The 16,830-nt window shown below is 65.4% G+C and carries 16 protein-coding genes; 9 read left to right on the plus strand and 7 right to left on the minus strand.

The features are described 5' to 3' along the window. The first annotated feature begins 130 nt into the window (after window positions 1-130). Window positions 131-1,510, plus strand: a complete 1,380-nt coding sequence (locus tag ACM43_RS33420; RefSeq protein ID WP_271545926.1) for an LLM class flavin-dependent oxidoreductase — start codon at window positions 131-133, stop codon at window positions 1,508-1,510. Window positions 1,511-1,671: 161 nt separating this feature from the next. Here ACM43_RS33420 and ACM43_RS33425 read toward each other — a convergent pair whose 3' ends face one another. From ACM43_RS33425 to ACM43_RS33440, 4 genes are all read right to left on the minus strand, one after another. Continuing rightward, window positions 1,672-3,333, minus strand: coding sequence for a thiamine pyrophosphate-binding protein (locus tag ACM43_RS33425; protein ID WP_271545928.1), 1,662 nt, complete (start codon window positions 3,331-3,333; stop codon window positions 1,672-1,674). A 252-nt stretch (window positions 3,334-3,585) separates the two neighbouring features. Then, on the minus strand, window positions 3,586-4,089 hold the full coding sequence (locus tag ACM43_RS33430) for a GFA family protein (RefSeq protein ID WP_271545930.1): 504 nt from the start codon (window positions 4,087-4,089) through the stop codon (window positions 3,586-3,588). A gap of 246 nt (window positions 4,090-4,335) precedes the next feature. Continuing rightward, window positions 4,336-5,463, minus strand: coding sequence for an alkene reductase (locus tag ACM43_RS33435; protein WP_271545932.1), 1,128 nt, complete (start codon window positions 5,461-5,463; stop codon window positions 4,336-4,338). Window positions 5,464-5,698: 235 nt separating this feature from the next. Next, a complete protein-coding gene (locus ACM43_RS33440) occupies window positions 5,699-7,195 on the minus strand; it encodes an aldehyde dehydrogenase family protein (protein WP_271545934.1) in 1,497 nt (498 codons plus the stop codon). A 181-nt stretch (window positions 7,196-7,376) separates the two neighbouring features. Here ACM43_RS33440 and ACM43_RS33445 point away from each other — a divergent pair, with 181 nt between their 5' ends. The 6 genes from ACM43_RS33445 (at window position 7,377) to ACM43_RS33470 (ending at window position 13,717) form a co-directional block, all read left to right on the plus strand. Then, complete coding sequence (locus ACM43_RS33445) at window positions 7,377-8,222, plus strand: SDR family NAD(P)-dependent oxidoreductase (RefSeq protein ID WP_271545936.1); 846 nt, start codon at window positions 7,377-7,379, stop codon at window positions 8,220-8,222. A gap of 127 nt (window positions 8,223-8,349) precedes the next feature. Next, on the plus strand, window positions 8,350-9,159 hold the full coding sequence (locus ACM43_RS33450) for a crotonase/enoyl-CoA hydratase family protein (protein WP_035997250.1): 810 nt from the start codon (window positions 8,350-8,352) through the stop codon (window positions 9,157-9,159). Window positions 9,160-9,169: 10 nt separating this feature from the next. After that, window positions 9,170-11,053, plus strand: coding sequence for a feruloyl-CoA synthase (locus tag ACM43_RS33455; protein ID WP_271545938.1), 1,884 nt, complete (start codon window positions 9,170-9,172; stop codon window positions 11,051-11,053). A 230-nt stretch (window positions 11,054-11,283) separates the two neighbouring features. Next, a complete protein-coding gene (locus ACM43_RS33460) occupies window positions 11,284-12,045 on the plus strand; it encodes an SDR family NAD(P)-dependent oxidoreductase (protein WP_271545940.1) in 762 nt (253 codons plus the stop codon). Between the two features lie 10 nt (window positions 12,046-12,055). After that, complete coding sequence (locus ACM43_RS33465) at window positions 12,056-12,475, plus strand: acyl-CoA thioesterase (protein ID WP_271545942.1); 420 nt, start codon at window positions 12,056-12,058, stop codon at window positions 12,473-12,475. A gap of 90 nt (window positions 12,476-12,565) precedes the next feature. Next, entirely contained in the window at window positions 12,566-13,717 is a 1,152-nt protein-coding gene (locus tag ACM43_RS33470) for an ABC transporter substrate-binding protein (protein ID WP_035997239.1), read from the plus strand. Between the two features lie 264 nt (window positions 13,718-13,981). On the opposite strand, the gene ACM43_RS33475 is transcribed toward ACM43_RS33470, so the two are convergent. Both ACM43_RS33475 and ACM43_RS33480 read right to left on the minus strand, forming a co-directional pair. Continuing rightward, window positions 13,982-14,710: a glutathione S-transferase family protein gene (locus ACM43_RS33475; RefSeq protein ID WP_271545944.1), complete on the minus strand. Its 729-nt coding sequence runs from the start codon at window positions 14,708-14,710 to the stop codon at window positions 13,982-13,984. A gap of 38 nt (window positions 14,711-14,748) precedes the next feature. Further along, on the minus strand, window positions 14,749-15,024 hold the full coding sequence (locus ACM43_RS33480; protein ID WP_157283123.1) for a hypothetical protein: 276 nt from the start codon (window positions 15,022-15,024) through the stop codon (window positions 14,749-14,751). 113 nt (window positions 15,025-15,137) lie between these two features. Here ACM43_RS33480 and ACM43_RS33485 point away from each other — a divergent pair, with 113 nt between their 5' ends. Together ACM43_RS33485 and ACM43_RS33490 are read left to right on the plus strand one after the other, a co-directional pair. Further along, on the plus strand, window positions 15,138-15,836 hold the full coding sequence (locus ACM43_RS33485) for a helix-turn-helix transcriptional regulator (protein WP_025033709.1): 699 nt from the start codon (window positions 15,138-15,140) through the stop codon (window positions 15,834-15,836). 5 nt (window positions 15,837-15,841) lie between these two features. Further along, window positions 15,842-16,156: a YkgJ family cysteine cluster protein gene (locus tag ACM43_RS33490; protein WP_271545947.1), complete on the plus strand. Its 315-nt coding sequence runs from the start codon at window positions 15,842-15,844 to the stop codon at window positions 16,154-16,156. Here ACM43_RS33490 and ACM43_RS33495 read toward each other — a convergent pair. Further along, on the minus strand, window positions 16,153-16,551 hold the full coding sequence (locus ACM43_RS33495; RefSeq protein ID WP_035997226.1) for a hypothetical protein: 399 nt from the start codon (window positions 16,549-16,551) through the stop codon (window positions 16,153-16,155). The genes ACM43_RS33490 and ACM43_RS33495 overlap by 4 nt on opposite strands. Window positions 16,552-16,830: the final 279 nt, after the last annotated feature.

Raw genomic sequence — 16,830 nt, forward strand, 5'->3', positions numbered from 1 at the left:
TGGCCTTGCCAAGCGCAAGCCTTCTATTCTTGGCCCTTGCCAAGGGCCAATTATATGCAAGAAGTTCGCCAAGTTGGGGCGCACGTCTATCATTCGAAGAGCGCTCAGTACAGAGCGCCGAGGGACCAGCATGGCCAAAGAGATCAGGCTCAACGCCTTTGCGATGAATTGCGTCGCACACCAATCACCGGGCCTGTGGACCCATCCGCGCGACCGCACCGCCGAGTATAACCGCCTGCCCTACTGGATCGATCTCGCCAAGACGCTGGAGCGCGGCCGTTTCGACGGGCTGTTCCTGGCCGACGTGCTTGGCGTCTACGACGTCTATGGCAACAGCCCTGACGCAGCCTTGCGCAATGCAGCGCAGACGCCGTCGAACGAGCCGCTGCTGTTGCTCTCGGCGATGGCGGCGGTGACGCAAAATCTCGGCTTCGGCGTCACCAGCAACCTGTCCTTCGAGCCGCCCTATCCGTTCGCACGGCGGATGTCGACGCTCGATCACCTCACCGAGGGGCGGATCGGCTGGAACGTCGTCACGGGCTATCTCGACAGCGCCGCGCGCGGTGCGGGCAGGGACAAGCAGACCGGGCATGACGACCGCTACGACATCGCCGACGAATATATGGAGGTCGTCTACAAGCTCTGGGAAGGAAGCTGGGAGGACGATGCCGTGCTGCGCGACCGCAAGCGCGGCATCTTCACCGACCCGGCAAAAGTTCATCGCGTCAATCATGAGGGCGCGAACTACCGCATCAACAACACCATTCACCTCAGCGAGCCCTCGCCGCAGCGCACGCCGGTGCTGTACCAGGCCGGCACCTCGCCGCGCGGCCGGCAATTCGCGGCCAGGCACGCCGAGTGCGTGTTCATGTCGGGACCGTCGGCCAAGGTGATCGCGCCGCGCGTCTCCGCGATCCGGCAGGAGGCTGCCGCGCTCGGCCGCAACCCCGCCGAAATCCTGATGTTCTCGATGATGACGATCATCCTCGGCCGGACGGAGGCCGAGGCGAAGGAAAAATACGCCGACTACCGCCGCCACATCAGCCCCGAAGGCGCGCTGGCGCTGATGTCGGGATGGACCGGTGTCGACTTCTCCGGCTACGACCTCGACCAGCAGGTGCGCCACGTCCAGAACGATGCCGGCCGCAGCGCCATGGACAACGTCACCCGCGCCGACCCCGACCGCATCTGGACCGTGCGCGACGTCATCGAGCATGTTGGCATCGGCGGCGCCGGTCCGGTCGTGGTCGGCACGCCGGAAAGCGTCGCCGACAAGATCGAGGATTGGTTCGAGAAGACCGACGTCGACGGGCTCAACGTCGCCTTCGCGATCTCGCCCGGCGATTTCGAGGATATCGCCGAGATGTTGGTGCCGGAGCTGACACGGCGCGGGCGGTACAAGCGCGAGTACGCCAAGGGCACGCTGCGGGAGAAGCTGTTCGGTGGGGGCCGCGCGCGGTTAAGTGCGCCGCATCCGGCCGCGGGGTATCGCGTGGGGAAGAAGGGGTAGGCGGAAAATCGCGCCACAGGCAGGCTGTCGTCCCCGCGAAGGCCAAGACCCATAACCACAGGGAGTGGTTTGGCGAAGACTCGGGAGTTCGGTACGCCTACCAGCCGCAGTCGATAGATCACGCGGTATGGGTCCCCGCCTTCGCGGGGACGACAGCGGGGCTACACCTTCCCGTCCACCATCACCTCGATCAGCTTCGTCCCCGGCCGGCCAAACGCCGACGCCAGCGTTGCCTTCAGCTCGCTGACATCGCTGACCTTGATCGCCTCACAGCCAAGTGCCTTGGCGACGCCGGCGAAATCGACCGGCGGATCGACGAAATCCATGCCGACGTAATTGTCGTCGCCGTGGAAGGCGAGCAGGCGCTGCTTGATGATGCGATAGCCGCCGTTGTTGGCGATGACGACGTTGAGCGGCAGCTTGTGATGCGCCGCGGTCCAGAGCGACTGGATCGAGTACATCGCGCTGCCATCGCCGGAGAAGCACACCACGGGACGATCGGGATTGGCAATGCTGGCGCCGACCGAGGCCGGCAGGCCCCAGCCGATGCCGCCGGAGGCGAGCCCGTGATAGCCGTAGCGGTCGCGATGCGGATACAGGGCCGTGATCTGGCGGCTGGAGGTGAGACCTTCATCGACCAGGATGGCGTTGTCAGGCATCGCCTCGACCATTTGCAGCACGAGGAAGTCCGGATCGATCGGTGTGCGGCCGGCACTCTTGCCGATCTGCTCGACCAAAGCGGCGCGGCGCGCGGTCCAGTTCTTCGTCGCGAGTTCGGCAAGACGCTGCTTGGCGCGGCTCGCGAGTGTCGCGCCGCCCATCTCCTTGAGTACCGGGATTAGCGCGCGCAGGGTTTCCTTCAGATCGGCCTTCAGTGCGATCTCGGCCCCGTAATTCTTGGCGATCTCCCAATCGACGAGGCCGATCTGCACGATGCCGAGGCCCTCAGGCAGCGCATCGACCTCGCTATAGACCGACATCCGCAAGGGATCACCGCCAAGCGCGATCAGCAGATCGTATGGCGCGAGCGTATCGCGGGCGACCTTCTGTACGCGCGCGAGCGTTCCGACGAAGCTCGGGCTTTCGGACAGAAAGTGCGAGCCGTACGGCGTCGAGGACTGATAGGCCGCAGCGCCGAGCAGCTCGGCGAGTTCAGCGGCCTCCTTCAGCGCATCGCTCTTGACCACCTCGTCCATGGTGACGATCACGGGACGCTCGGCCTTGAGCAGGCGTGCGGCAAAGGCCTTCAGCGCCTCGTCCGACGGTTTCGTGCGCGCATCGATGCGGGTGGAGCGACCGAGATCGATCCCCGCTTCGCTGTTGAGGATGTCGCCGGGCAGCGAGATGAACACTGGCCCGGTCGGCGGCGTCATCGCCACCTTGGCGGCACGGCGCACGATGCGCGGCAGGTCCTCCAGCCGTGTCACCTCGACCGCCCATTTCACCAGCGGCTCGGCCATGCGCACCAGCGGACCAAAGAGCACCGGCTCCATTAGACCGTGGCCCTGCTCCTGCTGGCCTGCGGTCAGGATCATCGGCGTGCCCGTGAACTGGGCGTTGTAGAGCGAGCCCATGGCATTGCCAAGGCCGGGCGCGACGTGAACGTTGCAGGCGACGAGCTTGCCCGAAGCGCGGCTGTAGCCGTCGGCGATCGCGACCACCAGGCTCTCCTGCATCGCCATCACGTAAGTGAGATCGGGATGGTCCTTCAGCGCATGCATGATCGGCAGCTCGGTGGTTCCAGGGTTGCCGAACAGATGCGTGATGCCCTCGTCCTTGAGCAGCGCGAGAAAGGCGGAGCGGCCGGTAATCTTGTTCTTCATGTTTCCTCCAGGAGCGGACCGTTGCCGCAAGGACCGAAAGCATGATGGCCGAGATGTTGGCAGAGGCGCAAGGAAGCGCGGTCATGGCTGCGTTGCGCTCGGCGGTTTCGTGTCCCGGACGCGTCGCAACGTGCAACGTTGCGGCGCTGAGCCGGGACCCAGTTGCTCACCCCATTCTCCGCTGCATAGGCCCCGGCTCAGCAGCGCACCACCGAAGAGGTGCTGCGCTGCGTCCGGGGCACGAGAGTTGAGCTACATCTCCTCCCGCCCCAGCTCGAACGGATCCTCGCCGCCTGGGCGCTTCTTCTTTTTCGAGCGCTGCCAGACGACGCCGGGAAAGCCCTTCAGCGGCACCAGGGACTCGCCGGTATAGGCCCATTCCTGCAGCTCCTCGATGGCGATGTGATAGAGCGGCTGGCGGCCGGTGCGCTCGTTGAACAGGGCGCGGGGGATGTTGACCATGTGCGGCCCGCGCGGGCGCTCGTACGTGATCGGCGTGCCGCAATGCGAGCAGAAGCTGCGCGCGGTCTTCGTCGCCTTGTCCTCGTAGCGGGTCAGCGCGGTCTTGCCCGAGGTGATGCGGAAGCGCTTCTTCCAGCTTCCGACATAGGTGGCGTAGGCCGCACCATGGGCGCGGCGGCTGGCAGCGGAATGATCGTGCCAGGCCCAGCGCGCCGGCACGTCGATCTCGAAGGAAACCTTGCCGCAGAGGCATTGGCCGGTGGCGATCCCTGCAGCGGCTGCGGCTTTGGCCATGGACGTCTCTCCGTCGTCATTGCGAGCGCAGCGGAGCAATCCAGAGTGCCTCAGCGGAGATGCTGGATTGCTTCGCTGCGCTCGTAATCACGGAATTTGTGGTGGCGGTCGCGCAACAAATCAAGCTCGTCATTCCGGGGCGATGCGAAGCATCGAGTCCGGTATCCATCCCACGTCCCGGTATGCGGCCCCGATGGATTCCGGGCTCGCGACTTCGTCGCGCCCCGGAATGACGGAAGAGAGCGCCTAAGCCGGCGTCAGCTCGTCATAGACCGGATAATCCGTGTACCCCTTCTCCTCGCCGCTGTAGAACGTCGCGCGATTATACGGCGTGATCGGGTAGCCGTGCTCAAGACGACGCGGCAGATCCGGATTGGAGATGAAGATGCGGCCGAAGGCGATGATGTCGGCGTGGCCTTCCGCGATCGCCGCATTCGCGGTCTCGCCGGTGAAGCCGCCGGCCGTCATCAAGACGCCGCTGTAGAGCGGGCGGAACAGCACCATGGCGGACGGCACGTTCTGCCAGTTGACCTCGGCGCGGCCGGCGCCGCTCGAGCGCGGCTCGATGAGATGCAGGTAGGCGAGACCCCGCTTGTCGAGCGCCTTCACCACGTGGGTGTAGAGCGGCATCGGATCCGGCTCGCCGGAATCATTGGCGATGCCGTGGGGCGACAGCCGCACAGCGACACGGTTCGCGCCCCAGACGTCGATCGCGGCCTGCGTGACCTCGAGCAGAAGGCGCGCACGGTTCTCGATCGAACCGCCATATTGATCGGTGCGCTGGTTGCTGCGCGATTGCAGGAATTGCTCGAGCAGGTAACCGTTGGCGCCGTGGATCTCGACGCCATCGAAGCCGGCGGCGAGCGCGTTCTTGGCACCCTGCCGGAACGCCTCGACGATGCCCTTGACCTCATCGGTCTCTAGCGCGCGCGGCGTCTCGTAGTCGGCGATCTTGCCGTCGGCCGTCATCGCCTTCATGCCTTCGGCCTTGATCGGAATTGCCGAGGCCGAAACCGGCAGCTCGCCGCCGTGGAAGGAGGAATGAGAGACGCGGCCGACATGCCAGAGCTGGAGGAAGATGATGCCGCCCTTGGCGTGCACGGCATCCGTCACCTTGCGCCAGCCTGCGACCTGCGCCTCCGAATAGATACCGGGTGTCGCCGGATTGCCGCGGCCGTGCGAGAGCACCGGCGAGGCTTCGGCGATGATCAGGCCGCCCTTCGTCGCGCGCTGGCCGTAATATTCGGCATTGAGCGGCCGCGGTGCAAAAGTGTCGCGCTCGGCCCGCATGCGCGTCAGCGGCGCCATCGCAACGCGATGCGCGAGCTGGTAGGGACCGACCTGCAACGGCTTGAACAATGCTTCGAATTTCATGTGGTCCCCGGATGTCTTTGAAAGGATGCAGATGATTGTGAGGGAGACTGACCGCCTGAAGGCGGTGGTTGTTCTCCCTCTCCCCGTTCTTACGGGGAGAGGGTTGGGGTGAGGGGCTGCCTCGGCAATCGCGGTGAGAGTTGGACTCGCGGAGAGTCCCTCTCACCCGGAATCCGCGCGTTGCGCGAATTCCGGCCTCTCCCCGCAAGCGGGGAGAGGCGAAGGAGAGCCGGCCTTACGCCGTCTTGATCCAGACGGCCTTCACGTTGAGATATTCCTCGACGTGCTGCTTGCCGGATTCGCGGCCGTAGCCGCTCATCTTGTAGCCGCCGAACGGCACCGCCGGGTCCATCGCCTGGTAGCAATTGACCCACACCGAGCCGGCACGCAAGCGTTTCGCCACCGCATGGGCCTTGCTGACGTCGCGCGTCCACAGGCCGGAGCCGAGGCCGAAGGTGGTGTTGTTGGCGCGCTTGACCAGCTCGTCCATGTCCTTGAACGCGATCGCGGAAATGACGGGGCCAAAAATCTCCTCCTGCGCGATGCGCATGTTGTCCTCGACACCCGCGAACACCGTCGGCGAGACGAAGAAGCCCTTCGACAGCGCGCCTTCGGTGACACGGCCGCCGCCGGCAAGCGCCTTCGCGCCTTCCTTCTGGCCGATGTCGAGATAGCCGGTGACGCGCTCGAGCTGCTGCTCGGAGACGAGCGGGCCGATCTGCACGTTGGGATCGAGGCCGTTGCCGACCTGCAGCTTCTTGCCGAACTCGGCGACGCGGCCGACGAACTCGTCGTAGATCGAGTGCTCGACAAACAGGCGCGTGCCGGCGCTGCAGATCTGCCCCGAATTGGCGAACACCGCCATCGCGGCACCCGGCACGGCGGCGTCGAGATCGGCATCGGCGAACACGATGTCCGGCGACTTGCCGCCGAGCTCGAGCGAGACGCGCTTGAGGTTGCCGGCGGAGGCACGGATGATCGACTGGCCCGTGACATGCGAGCCGGTGAACGCGACCTTGTCGACGTCGTGGTGCGAGGCGAGCGCCGCGCCCGCGGTCTCGCCATAGCCGGGAACGACGTTGATGACACCGGGCGGCACGCCCGCTTCCAGCGCGAGCTCAGCGATGCGCAGCGAGGTCAGCGGCGCTTCTTCGGCCGGCTTGAGCACCACGGTGCAGCCGGTCGCGATCGCCGGGCCGATCTTCCAGATCGTCGCGGTCAGCGGCCCGTTCCAGGGAATGATGGCGCCGACGACACCGACCGGCTCCTTCAGCGTGTAGGAGAAGATCTCGCCAGGCAGCGAGTTCTCGATGGTCTCGCCGTGAATCGCGGTGGTCTGGCCGGCGTAATAGCGCAGCATGCCGACGGCGCGCAGGCGGTAGGCACGGGTGCGGCTCAGCGGCGCGCCCATGTCGAGCGTGTCGAGCTGCGACAATTCGTCGAAATTCTTCTCGACGAGATCGGCGAGCCTCAGGAGCAGGTTCTGTCGCTCGAACGGCTTGACCTTGCTCCACGGACCTTCGAAGGCGCGGCGCGCGGCCGCGACCGCACGATCGATGTCTTCCTTGTCGCCTTCGGCGACGGTTGCGAGCAGCTCGCCCGTGGCGGGATTGCGGGTCTCGAAGCGCTTGCCCGAGGCTGCATCGACCCACTTGCCGTCGATCAGCATCTGCTTGTAGGACCCGTTGGCGAACGGATGGCGCGTGATCGGAATAGCCTGCGACACAGCCATGGCTGCACTCCCTGTCAGGTGATTGATTGGTTCGATCTGGGCGGGATCGTTCGGCCGAGGATACAGCCGCGCCTGATAGGCGTAAAGGCAGCGCGGAACGAAGACCTCCCATGCCGACTTGTGCAGGGTCGCACGGCTGCCATGCTATAGCTCGGCTGAAGGCTTTCCACGGAGACGCTCGATGTCACATCCCGCCATCGTCAAGGACAATGTTGCCGTGATCACGGGTGGCGCAGCCGGCATCGGATTTGCCGCCGCCACCGCCTTTGCACGCGCTGGAATGAAGGTGTGTATCGCGGATGTCGACGAGACACGCTTGGCAGAAGCTGCAACAAAATTGTCATCCGTAACATCGGCCGCAAACGTCATGACCTCGGCCGTCGATGTCAGCAGGATCGAGAGCGTGACGGAACTCGAGCGCGCCGTCCACGCGCGGTTCGGCGGGACCGACATCCTCATGAACAATGCCGGTATTCAGCCCGGCAGCACCTTGTTCGACGCGCCGGACAATTGGCAGCGCATCATCGCCGTCAACATGTGGGGCATCATCAACGGCTCGCGCATCTTCGCGCCGAACATGATCGCCAGTGGCAGGCGCGGCCTCATCATCAACACCGGTTCCAAGCAGGGCATCACCACGCCGCCCGGCGATCCCGCCTACAACGTCTCCAAGGCCGGCGTGAAGGCGTTCACCGAGGCGCTCCAGCACGAGTTGCGCAACACGAAAGACTGTCGCGTCACGGCGCACCTCTTGATCCCCGGCTTCGTCTTCACCGGCCTGACCGCAAAGGGCCGCACCGAGAAGCCGGCCGGCGCCTGGACGCCGGAGCAGACGGTCGATTTCATGCTGGCGCGGCTGGAGGTCGGCGACTTCTACATTCTCTGCCCGGATAATGACGTGCCGCGCGCGCTCGACGAGAAGCGCATGCTCTGGGCGGCCGGCGATATCGTCGAGAACCGCCCGCCATTGTCGCGCTGGCATCCGGATTACGCCGATGCGTTCGCGAAGTTTGTGGCGCGTGAGTAGGCCTGCACCGCTCTCTCGCTCGTCCCCGGGTCTCACGGAGAGGGTGGGGTCACGGCCGCCTGGCCTTGCCCCACCTTGACTCCCCCAAAATTCGTTATACAACATAACTATTCTGACAAGGACGCAAATGACACAAGGAAACGCCGAGACCGCGAATGCGGGTCCCTCCGGGCTTTTGAGGATCGAGCGGGCGGACCGGGTTCTGACCGTGGGTCTGAACCGGCCGGCCAAGCGCAATGCGCTCAATGACGGCATCATCCTGGAAATCGGCGAGTGTTTTGCGAACCTGCCCGAGGATATCGGCGCGGTCGTCATCCACGGTATCGGCGACCATTTCTCCAGTGGTCTCGACCTCTCCGAGCTGACCGAGCACGACGCCACCGGCGGGCTCCTGCACTCCCAGATGTGGCACCGGGTGTTCGACCGCATCCAGTACAGCCGCGTGCCCGTGATCGCAGCGCTCCGGGGCGCCGTGATCGGCGGCGGGCTGGAGCTTGCCTGCGCGGCCCATATACGCGTCGCCGAGCCCTCGACCTATTTCGCGCTGCCGGAGGGGCAGCGCGGCATTTTCGTCGGCGGCGGCGGCTCGGTGCGGCTGCCGCGGCTGATCGGCGTTGCCCGGATGATGGACATGATGCTGACGGGACGCGTCTACAGCGCGACCGAGGGCGCGTCCTACGGCTTTGCGCAATATCTGACGGAGGCCGGCAACGGGCTCGGCAAAGCACTGGAGCTTGCGACCAAGGTGGCGTCCAACGCCCCGCTGACGAATTTTGCCGTGCTCCAGGCGCTGCCGATGATCGCAGAGGCCAATCCGCAGACCGGCCTGTTGATGGAGTCGCTGATGGCCACCGTCGCGCAGAGCGACAAGGAGGCCAAGCGGCGGATCCGCGAATTCCTCGAGCACAAGACCGCGAAGGTGAAGCCCAAATCATGAGCGTAAAGTCATGAGCGCCCAGCCGTCCTCTTCCGGCATCGAGCGCGGCGCGAGCAATTTCCCGCTGCGGCCCATCTCGTTCGGTGATCCCGTCGTCAACATCGAGCGGCGCGACGACGGCACGATTTACCTGCGGCCAAAGCAGCCGCTCGGCGAATATCCGGTCCGCATCACCGACCGCCTGCATCATTGGGCCACGACGACGCCGGACCGCGTCTTCATGGCCGAGCGCGAAGGCGGCCGCGGCTGGCGCAAGATCACCTATGCCGAGCTGCTCACCGCGAGCCGGCACATCGCCTCCGCATTGATCCAGCGCGGCCTGTCGGCGGAGCGGCCGGTCGTCATCCTCTCGGGCAATTCGATCGACCACGCGCTCCTGGCGTTCGGCGCGTTCTATGCCGGCGTTCCGTTCTGCCCGGTGTCGCCGGCCTATTCGCTGGTGTCGAAGGATTACGGCAAGCTGTCCTATCTGATGAAGCTGCTGACGCCGGGCCTCGTCTTCGCCGACGATGCCGACAAGTTCGCCGATGCGCTCGCCGCCAACGTCTCGCTCGGCACCGAGATCGCCGCGTCCTATGGCCAAGTGCCGGGCCGCGACGTCACCCTGCTGGCCGACCTGATGGCGACGCCGATCCGTGGCGACCTCGACGATGTCCACGGCCGGATCGGCCCCGACACGATCGCAAAATTCCTGCTGACCTCGGGCTCGACCGGTAATCCCAAGGCCGTCATCAACACCCAGCGCATGATCTGCGCCAATCAGGTGATGCTGCGCGAGACGCTCGCTTTCCTGAAGGACGAGCCGCCAGTCATCATCGATTGGCTGCCGTGGAATCACACCTTCGGCGGCAATCACAACATCGGCCTGACGCTCTACAACGGCGGCTCGATGTATCTGGACGCCGGCAAGCCGGTGCCTGGGGGCATCGAGGAGACCGTGCGCAATCTCCGGGAAATTTCACCGACGGTCTATTTCAACGTGCCCAAGGGCTACGAATCGCTGCTGCCCTATCTGCGCGACGACCAGGGCTTGCGAGCCAAGTTCTTCGACCGGCTGCATGCGATGTTCTTCTCCGGCGCGGCGCTGTCGCCGTTCGTCTGGGACAGCCTCGACGAGCTCGCGGCGAAGGAGAAGGGCTATCGCGTGCCGATGCTGACCGGTCTCGGCGCGACCGAGACCGCGCCGTTCTTCATGTCGGTCAATCCGCGCACCAGCCGCTCCGGCCATGTCGGCCTGCCGGTCTCTGGCAACGACGCCAAGCTGGTGCCGAACAACGGCAAGCTGGAAGTGCGCGCCAAGGGGCCGAACGTGATGCCCGGCTACTGGCGCCAACCCGACATCACGGCAAAATCCTTCGACGAGGAAGGATTTTACAAGATGGGCGATGCGCTCAAGCCCGCCGATCCCGATGATTTCAACGCCGGCTTCGACTTCGACGGCCGCGTCAGCGAGGACTTCAAGCTCGCGAGCGGCACCTGGGTCAGCGTCGGCCCGCTGCGCGCGCGCCTCACCGCGGCCTGCGCGCCCCTGGTGCGCGACGTCGTCATCGCCGGCATCAACCGCGACGAGATCTCCGCGCTGGTCGTGCTCGATCTCGACGGCTGCCGGCTGATCAACCCGACACTGCCGCCCGACGATCTCATCGTCGCGACGCGCGACCGCCTGGTGCGCGAGGCTTTCCGCGAGCGCCTGACCCGTTTCCTCGGCCAGGCCACGGGATCCTCGACACGGATCACGCGCGCGATCCTGATGGACACGCCGCTCTCGATCGACAAGGGCGAAGTCACCGACAAGGGCTCGATCAACCAGCGCGCAGTGCTGGAGCATCGCGGCGAGCTGATCGAGGAGCTCTACGCTGCCAATCCGTCGAACCGTGTGATATCGGTCGGCTAACATGACAATGGGAGTGAACCAGTCGGCGCTTCCTTCACCTCGCCCCGCTTGCGGGGAGAGGTCGAATTTGCGCAACGCGCAAATTCGGGTGAGGGGGAGCCGCCGCGAGTCCCACTGCCACCGCATTCGCGGAAGCAAGCCCCTCACCCAAACCCTCTCCCCGTAAGAACGGGGAGAGGGAGCAGACCGGCCGATCCGGTCGCACCCAAGAACGGTCAAAGGAGAACGCCATGTTGTTGAAGGATCAGGCAGCCATCGTCACCGGCGGCGCATCGGGACTTGGTGCGGCCACCGCAAGAAAGCTGGCGGCACAGGGCGCCAAGGTCGCTGTGTGCGACCTCAACACCAAGCTGGCCGAAACGGTCGCGGCAGAGATCAAGGGCGTGGCCGTCACCTGCGACGTCTCCGATGCCGCCTCCGCTGAAGCCGCGATCGCGCAGGCGACCAAGGCCCACGGCCCGGCGCGCGTGCTGGTCAATTGCGCCGGCATCGGCGTTGCCAAGCGCGTGGTCGGCCGCGACGGCCCGATGGCGCTTTCGGATTTCGACAAGGTGATCAAGGTCAACCTGATCGGCACCTTCAACATGCTGCGCCTCGCCGCCACCGAAATGTCCAAGCTGGAGCCGCAGACGACCGGCGAGCGCGGCGTCATCATCAACACCGCCTCCGTTGCCGCCTATGACGGCCAGATCGGCCAATCCGCCTATTCGGCCTCCAAGGGCGGCATCGTCGGCATGACGCTGCCGATCGCGCGCGAGCTCGCGCAGTTCGGCGTCCGCGTGCTGACGATCGCCCCCGGCCTGTTCCTGACGCCGCTGCTGGCGAACCTGCCGCAGGAGGCCCAGGACTCGCTCGCCGCCGCGATCCCCTTCCCGCGCCGGCTCGGCCAGGCCGACGAGTTCGCCGCGCTCGCGCTGCACATGGTCGAGAATGCCTACCTGAACGGCGAGGTGGTGCGCCTCGACGGTTCGCTGCGCATGGCGCCCAAGTAAGGCAGCGCTCATGTTCGTGAACCGGCGCGAGGTCCAGATCCAGTGGGGCGATTGCGACCCCGCGAACATCGTCTACTACCCGCGCTATTTCGCGATGTTCGACGATTCGACCTCGACCCTGTTCGAAGCCGCCGGCTTCTCCAAGCAGGACCTGGTCCGCAAATACGGCCTGGTGGGCATCCCCATGGTCGACACGCGGGCCAAGTTCTACATCCCCTCGACCTATGGCGACTGGATCACCATCGAGACCAGAATCGAGAGCATCAAGCGCTCGAGCTTCGAGGTGAAGCACAACGTCTACAAGGGCGAGGCGCTCGCGATTGAGGGTTTCGAGACCCGCGTCCTGGTCGGCCGCGATCCTGGTAACCCTGACAAGCTGAAATCCGCACCATTCCCGGCGGAAATGATAGCCAAATTCACGGGGAGTTAAGTCCAGAGCTAAATCGCCGCATCACCAAAAGACGGGGCTGAATTACCCCGCGATTTCTGCTTTCAAATGAACACGTCAAGGGAGGAATAGATGAAACGCTTTTATTTGACCGCTGCCATCACTGCGGCTGCGCTGGCCCTGCCGGCATTGCCCGCGCTGGCCCAGACCAGCGAAGTCACCATCGGCATCACCACCACCACGACCGGCCCGGGTGCGGCACTCGGCATTCCCGAGCGCAACGCGCTGGAATTCGTGCCGAAGGAGATCGGCGGCGTGCCGCTGAAGGTGATCGTGCTCGACGACGGCGGCGATCCCACCACCGCCACCACCAACGCCCGTCGCTTCGTCACCGAATCCAAGGCCGACATCATCATGGGCTCGGCGCTGACGCCGCCGACCATCGCGGTCTCCAATGTCGCCAACGAAGCCGGTATCCCGCACTTCGGTCTGGCACCCTTCCCGATCACGCCGGAGCGCATGAAGTGGTCGGTGGCGATGCCGCAGCCGATTCCGATCGTCGGCAAGGTGCTGTACGACCACATGAAGGCCAAGGGCGTGAAGACGCTCGGTTACATCGGCTATTCCGACTCCTACGGCGACCTCTGGTTCAACGATTTGAAGGCGCAGGCCGTGCCGATGGGGATGACCATCGTCGACGAGGAGCGGTTCGCTCGTCCCGACACTTCGGTGACCGGCCAGGTGCTGAAGCTCGTCGCCGCCAATCCCGACGCGATCCTGGTAGGCGCCTCCGGCACCGCGGCCGCACTGCCCCAGACCGAGCTGCGCGAACGCGGCTACAAGGGCCTGATCTACCAGACCCACGGCGCGGCCAGCATGGACTTCATCCGCATTGCCGGCAAAGCAGCGGAAGGCGTGCTGATGGCCTCGGGTCCCGTCATGGCCCCCGAGGAACAGCCGGACAGCGCGCTGACCAAGAAGCCGGGCCTCGCGCTGAACTCCGCCTACGAGGCAAAGTACGGCCCCAACAGCCGCAGCCAGTTCGCCGGCCATTCCTTTGATGCGTTCGAGATCCTCAAGCGCGTCATTCCGGCGGCGTTGAAGACGGCCAAGCCCGGCACGCCGGAATTCCGCGAAGCCATCCGCCAGGCGCTGCTGACGGAGAAGGAGCTGGCGGCGAGCCAGGGCGTCTACAACTTCACCGAAAAGGACCGCTACGGCCTCGACGAGCGCTCGCGCATCCTGCTCACGGTGAAGGACGGCAAGTACACGCTGGTGAAGTAGGCGTCGCCAAGATTCGAAACGACGAGAGCCGGCCCGATGGGCCGGCTCTTTTGTTTGGTCAATGGGGCAAGCTGCGGCACCGGCCCAGGTGCGCCCCCTCTCTCGCAAGCGGGAGAGGGTTGGGGAGAGGGTGCCTCCGCGTTGGGACTGTCCGAGGCCTGCAGTGACAATCCCCTAGAGGAGAGAGCCCCCACCCGGCGCTTCGCGCCGACCTCCCCCGCAAGCGGGAGAGGTTGCACCGAACCCGCGGACGCGCCGGTGGCCCTACGCCGCCTGCCGTAGCGGCGTCCAGGCGAACTCGGGATAATAGTCGTCCATCATGCGGTCGACATAAGCGGTGAGGTTCGGAAATCCCTCTGCCCGCTCGCGCAAGGCGGATTCGAAGAACGGCGAGAGAACGCCGGCGAGCATGCCGAACGCAGTGGCATCGACGCCGCAGGGCCTGTTGCCCAACAGGTAGGCTTTGTCGCCGAGCTGCACCGAGAGCGCGAACAGCGAACGCACGGCAAGATCGACGTCGTCATCCGGCGCATGGCGGCCGAGTCCGGAGAGCAGGTAGTTCTCGGCGACGCGGAACTGCGCATCCTCGCGCAGCTTCTCGCGATTGTGCTCCGGCGCGCCGTCGAAGAAATGCGCGGGCCCTTTGGCGAAATTGACCGGATCGACCCAGCGCGCGCCCACCAGCGCCCAATAGACATGGTGCTCGATCATGCGCTCGAACGCCCAGGCCTGCGCACGCTCGGCCAAAGTGAGGCCGGCATCGAAATCGAAGCCATAGCGGCGCTCGATATGGGCCCGGATGAAGGTGGAATCGGCCACCGCCTCGCCGCCGTCGTCGATGAAGGGCAGCTGCCCCTTGGGCGAGGCCGGCGGCATCGCCCGCTCTTTCCGATAAGGCAGTCCCGCCATCTTGAGCTGCACCTCGGTCTTGGTGACGAAGGGGCTGATTTCCGGCAGGCCGAAGCCGGCGCCAAAACCGTAAAGCGTGATCATGCAAGCTCTCCTGAACCTGTCGAACGAGTGGAAGGAACCTAGCGGCCGGCTGCTGCCACCATGGTGGCAGCAGCCGTGATATCTTCTGCGAAGCGGGCCCCGCGCCAGGCGCGGCCCATCAGATGGCGGACCAGCGCATCCGCGGCATGGTTCAGCGAGCGTGTCACCACGCTTGCGAGCGCAAATCGGAGATCAACGGCCATGAAATCGAGCGGAACGAGGCGGCCAAACGCCCAAGCCCGCAACATTTGGCCGTGCCACAGCTGCGCCCGCCACAGTGGACCGGCCTGGCCGAAATGGGTTGGAATGATCATGGACAAATCCTCTTCAGTCGATGTGTTGTCCCGGTATAGAACCCCCCTGCTGCCAACATCCTGTCAGCAGCCGCGCGCCGATTTCTGATCCATCGTTCGAGAAGAGAATTGTCATGAGACGCGCCGACCGGCTGTTTCAAATCATCCAGGTGCTGAGGCGCACGCGTAAGCCGCTGACGGCAGACGCGATCGCGGCCGAGCTCGAGACTTCGAAGCGCACCATCTACCGCGACATCGCAACACTGATCGGCCAGCGCGTGCCGATCCGCGGCGAAGCCGGCATGGGTTACATCCTGGAAAAGGGTTTCGACCTGCCGCCCCTGATGCTGACGCCGGACGAGATCGAGGCGGCCGTGCTGGGCGCGCAATGGGTCGCGGGCCACGCCGATTCTGCGCTGGCGCGCGCGGCCGAAGACTTGATGGCCAAGATCGCCGATACCGTCCCGGAGCGCCTGCGCCCCTTCGTGCTGGAGCCGGCGAGCCGGGCGCGTCCGAGCTGGAACCGGGAACCGGACCGCCTGGACATGGCGCGCACCCGCACCCAAATCCATGAAGGCAAGAAGATCATGCTGCGCTATCGCGACGAACAGGGCCGCCCCAGCGAGCGCATGATCTGGCCGATCTCGGTCGGCTATCTCGAAGCGGTGCGGCTGCTGGCGGCCTGGTGCGAGCTGCGCGGCGACTTCCGCAGCTTCCGCACCGACCGCGTGGTCGAGGCGACCTATCTCGACGAGAAATATCCTGAGAGGCGCGACGTGCTGCGCGCGAGATGGCGGCAAAGCCTGGTCTGGGGTCCGCCGAAGGACACGTGAGGACGATGGACGAGACCGAGCTGTCGAGCTGTTGCCAGGGCTGCGGCGCCTGCTGCGGCTATTCGCAGAACTGGCCGCGCTTCTCGATCGAGAGCGACGAGGAGCTTGCGCTGATCCCGGAGGCGCTCGTCAACGACCGGCAATCGGGCATGCGCTGCGACGGCGATCGCTGCGCGGCGTTGCAAGGCGAGATCGGAAAGATGACGGCCTGTGGCATCTATGACGTGCGGCCGGAGGTGTGCCGCACCTGCATGCCTGGTGACGCCGAATGCGCGATGGCGCGGCGGAAGTTCGGCCTGCCCGTTATCGAGGCCGCTTAGGCGGGGACGGCTTCGCCGATCTCGTCGTCGAGCTCGTCATCGAGCGGTGCGAGCACCGAGAGCGGCTTGGTCGACAGCGTGATCGGCTTGCGCCCACCCGTCAGCGACGTCGAAGCTTTCGCGGTGCCTTCGCGCGACAGCGCGAAGAGCGTCGAGCCGACGCGGCCGCCATTCTCGATCAGGTCGCGCTCGCTGCAGCTCGCTGCGATCGCGACCGCCAGCGAGTGCAAATGGCTACGGCGGTAGCAGAACAGCGCAAGCCTGGCGCGCACGTCAGGGGAAACACTCTCAACCAGCCTCGGCAGGCCACTCTCGCTGGCGCGATACATCTCGCCAAGGAGCTCGTCGCGGACCGGGCAGAAATCGCTTTCAAAGGCGTCGCGGCTTGAAAACATTGCAGTTCTCCCTCGTGTGAGGAAGATGCAGCGCAATTCTCTAACGAAAGGTTAACCACTCTGCCCGGTAGTCATCCGGGGTAGTTGCGCGTCGGCCGCGAATCGGTGGGGCGCAGTGGGGACTCGGGGACTACCGCGCCGGCTGGGATAGCGGGGCACCGGCGTCTCCACTGCGTCATGGCCGGGCTTGTCCCGGCCGTCCACGGACAGCCCAGATGCACGAAGAACGTGGATGCCCGGGACAAGCCCGGGCATGACGACCTCTAGTGCCGATGAAAA

The organism is Bradyrhizobium sp. CCBAU 45321 (assembly GCF_028128975.1).
Taxonomy (GTDB): Bacteria; Pseudomonadota; Alphaproteobacteria; order Rhizobiales; family Xanthobacteraceae; genus Bradyrhizobium; species Bradyrhizobium yuanmingense.

Excerpts from the sequence above, each read along its gene's own strand:
- ACM43_RS33445 (WP_271545936.1), top strand. The coding sequence starts at position 7,377 with ATGTCACATCCCGCCATCGTCAAGGACAATGTTGCCGTGATCACGGGT.
- ACM43_RS33495 (WP_035997226.1), bottom strand. The coding sequence starts at position 16,551 with ATGTTTTCAAGCCGCGACGCCTTTGAAAGCGATTTCTGCCCGGTCCGC.
- ACM43_RS33475 (WP_271545944.1), bottom strand. The coding sequence starts at position 14,710 with ATGATCACGCTTTACGGTTTTGGCGCCGGCTTCGGCCTGCCGGAAATC.
- ACM43_RS33480 (WP_157283123.1), bottom strand. The coding sequence starts at position 15,024 with ATGATCATTCCAACCCATTTCGGCCAGGCCGGTCCACTGTGGCGGGCG.
- ACM43_RS33485 (WP_025033709.1), top strand. The coding sequence starts at position 15,138 with ATGAGACGCGCCGACCGGCTGTTTCAAATCATCCAGGTGCTGAGGCGC.
- ACM43_RS33420 (WP_271545926.1), top strand. The coding sequence starts at position 131 with ATGGCCAAAGAGATCAGGCTCAACGCCTTTGCGATGAATTGCGTCGCA.
- ACM43_RS33435 (WP_271545932.1), bottom strand. The coding sequence starts at position 5,463 with ATGAAATTCGAAGCATTGTTCAAGCCGTTGCAGGTCGGTCCCTACCAG.
- ACM43_RS33465 (WP_271545942.1), top strand. The coding sequence starts at position 12,056 with ATGTTCGTGAACCGGCGCGAGGTCCAGATCCAGTGGGGCGATTGCGAC.
- ACM43_RS33430 (WP_271545930.1), bottom strand. The coding sequence starts at position 4,089 with ATGGCCAAAGCCGCAGCCGCTGCAGGGATCGCCACCGGCCAATGCCTC.
- ACM43_RS33455 (WP_271545938.1), top strand. The coding sequence starts at position 9,170 with ATGAGCGCCCAGCCGTCCTCTTCCGGCATCGAGCGCGGCGCGAGCAAT.
- ACM43_RS33425 (WP_271545928.1), bottom strand. The coding sequence starts at position 3,333 with ATGAAGAACAAGATTACCGGCCGCTCCGCCTTTCTCGCGCTGCTCAAG.
- ACM43_RS33440 (WP_271545934.1), bottom strand. The coding sequence starts at position 7,195 with ATGGCTGTGTCGCAGGCTATTCCGATCACGCGCCATCCGTTCGCCAAC.
- ACM43_RS33460 (WP_271545940.1), top strand. The coding sequence starts at position 11,284 with ATGTTGTTGAAGGATCAGGCAGCCATCGTCACCGGCGGCGCATCGGGA.
- ACM43_RS33470 (WP_035997239.1), top strand. The coding sequence starts at position 12,566 with ATGAAACGCTTTTATTTGACCGCTGCCATCACTGCGGCTGCGCTGGCC.
- ACM43_RS33450 (WP_035997250.1), top strand. The coding sequence starts at position 8,350 with ATGACACAAGGAAACGCCGAGACCGCGAATGCGGGTCCCTCCGGGCTT.
- ACM43_RS33490 (WP_271545947.1), top strand. The coding sequence starts at position 15,842 with ATGGACGAGACCGAGCTGTCGAGCTGTTGCCAGGGCTGCGGCGCCTGC.